Below are 3,364 nucleotides of genomic sequence, written 5' to 3' on the forward strand. Positions count from 1 at the left end.
AGTAGTGTTTTCTACTCCTGAACATCCTTTATCGTCGTAAACAGTAATTTGTACTGGACCCCCTGAGGTATTCGTTGTACTAAAACTTGTACTCGGACCGTCTTGGGTTATTGGACCGCTTCCATCTGCTGGCGTATAAACAAATACATAACGTGTATAATTTGTTGAACCTCCTACTGTCCCTGCTGGAATAGTTACCGTAGCAACATCTACAGTGTTACCTGTACTACATCCAAATTGTTCTACAACTGGTGTACTCGGTACTATTGGAGCGTATTCATCTATTACAATATTGGTAACAGTAAAAGTACATCCATTTGTTCCCTCTCCTGTAACGGAGTATGTTCCTGGTGGTAAATCTGTTATTACATTTCCTGTAATCGTTCCTGCTGCAGGAATTATACTATAATTTAATGGTAAAATTCCATTGTCTACTGCCGTTAAAGTAATTCTACCCGAATTATCTCCTGAACATAAACTAGCCTCGGCTAATGCTGTGAAACTAGGAATAACAGGATTCTCTACAGTAATCTGTTTCGTCTCAGAACACCCTGAAGTTACATCAGTAACTGTTACATTATGTACTCCTGGTGATAATGATCCTACATTTACAGTTGTTGCCGGTGAAATGATAGTTCCTGTTGTACCCGTATCAAATGAATAATCATAATTCCCTCCTGTACCAGAAGTGATATTTATTTCTATTTGTCCGTCATTACCAGGGACACAAGTAGCGTTTCCTGCTGGTCTCAAGTCAAAGTCTATATCTGGATGAACTATTACTCCATTCAGAGTGTCAGTACAACCATTTGCATCTCTTACAACAACATCATAACTACCCGGTGTTAATCCTTCTGCTATATAAGTCGTATTAGTCGTTGGAGAAGTAAATGTAGTTCCTCCATCTACAGAATAACTATATGGAGCTGCACCATTATTAACATTAATAGTTATTGTTTTATTTACATCACAACTTGTTGGAATTGCTGAATTTATAGTTGGTCGTTCGCTTACCATTAAACTTTCTGGTCCTACTGTTCTTGTACAGCTATTACCATTACTATCGGTTATAGTTACATTAATACCTGTTACATCTAATGCTGGATTTATCACATCTCCATAAGCAAATTCAATAGTATTTCCTATAATTGTTGCATCTCCTGGAGTAAAATTAGTGGAAGAGGATACTGAATAAGTGTATGGTGCAGTACCTCCTGTTACATTGTCTACTCGTATAACCCCATTTCTACTACATGTTATTGTATTATCTACTACTGTAAGATTTGCATTAATAGGTGCAGTTTCTAATATTTCTATATTTGGACTAGCAAATGTACAGGTTCCTGCATTATTTTTAATCTCTAAATAATAAGTTCCAGGTGCTAAAGTTCCATTTGAAGTTGGTAAAATAGGATCTAAATTACTCTGAGAACCTGTTTCTATTGAAGTAGAAGCACCAGTTGTAACGTCAAGATTGAAAAGTTCCCAACTAATTGGTGGTACACCTCCATTTAATAAGTTAGATTTTGTATCATCAATATCAAACTGTAAGCTACCAGTTGCCCCTCCATTACATGACTGACTTAGAATTGAAGGAGTTACTAATACATCTATATTAATAATATAAGTATTATCTACCCTAATGCAATTATTATCTCCTAAATCTCTCACAAAGAAATAGTAAGTTCTTCCAGGTATTAATCCATTAAAGGTATGTTGTCTAGGCGTCATTCCATTTGAAGGTTGCCATCCTATGGCTCCAGGTGCAACAGGAATAGTATTATATGAATATTCAAAAGCTCCTACACCTCCACTCACAGATACATCTGCTGTTGCTCCAGCTGTACAATCTACACTATCTGTTGTTATATCAATCACTAGCGGACTAACTATATACGGCATTGTATAAGAACCTAAGTTATTTAAACAATAAGTTATTGATTCTGTGGCTATATCAGTTATTCTAATAGCTGGAAAACTTACAGTGCCATAGTCAAAATCTGGATTTCCAGCTGTACCTCTAAAAGTAGGGCTATCTTGCCAAGTAGCTCCATTATCAACACTATATTGAATTTTTTGAGAAGGGGATACTGCTGGTACGCCAGTAAAATCATAACCAAATAATGTCTCATTACCTACAAAAGGAGTTCCGCAGGCAGGTCTTACCGGTACTATTGTTGCAACCAAAGCAGGAGGATTAGTTAATGTAAAACTAAACGTATCCTCACATCCTAAATCATCTGTGATTGTAATTGTATATGAATCTGCTATTAAATTGTTAAAACTAAAATTAGTCCCCGAGAAATTATTAATTGTGTCAATAATTGTATTCGAACTATCTCTAATAACAATAGTGTGAGGAGCTTGACCTGTGTTTGTTACTATTTGACCGTCTACACTACCAGTGTCTCCATTACATGTTGGTTCATTCACAGTAGCGGTAATATCAACAGGTGTTATTCTATTAATAACTACATCTTCAATAAGATATTCACAATACGGTGCAACTCCATTGTTATCTCTTACATAAACATCATAAGTTCCTGCTCCCCTAGTAACTGGATTTGTTGTACTAAAAACTCCTGCAGATGCACCATCAGCTACTACTGAAAACATATAAGTTCCTGCACCTGTACCTCCAATTGGGTTTATTAAAATTTCTCCATCATTACAACTAGCATTTGTTGCTATTGCTGTTGCTGATAGTTGTGGATTGATTATTTCTGTAACATCTGTAAAACAGCCTTTACCATCTTGTACTCTAATAGTATGATTTCCTGGAGATAATCCTGAAATGGTAAATGGATTTGTGCTTACTGGAATGAAAGTTGTGCCTCCATTTAAACTGTATGAATAATCCCCATTTCCAGTTAAAACAGTTACTAATATTTCTCCATTTGTTCCATCATAACACTGAGCTTCAGCAGTAAAAGTTACTGCTTGCGATGGGTTTATTACTACAGTTACTGGTGATGAATCACAACCCAAACGATCTGTAGCTACTACTGTATACGTTCCTGCTGCTACATCTGTAAACTCTGTCGTAGTTGTTCCTAATGATGTTCCTCCATTATCAAATAACTCATAACTAAATGGTGCGCCATTTCCTCCGCTTCCGTTTGGTGTAATAGTAGCTCCTGTTGCTGGTACACAAGTAACTTCTTTTGTTACTGGTGCTACTACTGTTACTACACTTGGATCTGTTAAGGTTGCACTTACTGTTTGCTCACATGCTGTAATTCCTCCTACTGGACGAACTTCAATTGTATGTGTTCCTGATGTAAAGTTTGGTATAACAAATGGATTATTTCCTGAAGTACTTACCCAACCTGCTCCTATATTATATTCAAACTCAGTTGGTGTT

The 3,364-nt window shown here is 36.3% G+C and carries 1 protein-coding gene; it reads right to left on the reverse strand.

Annotated elements, in window-relative coordinates; genetic code table 11:
* Window positions 1-3,364 (reverse strand): hypothetical protein (locus MHM83_RS16110; RefSeq protein WP_239180888.1); only part of this gene is annotated, 3,364 nt, incomplete at both ends.

The organism is Tenacibaculum sp. Mcav3-52, from assembly GCF_022347665.1.
GTDB classification, from domain to species: Bacteria; Bacteroidota; Bacteroidia; order Flavobacteriales; family Flavobacteriaceae; genus Polaribacter; species Polaribacter mesophilus.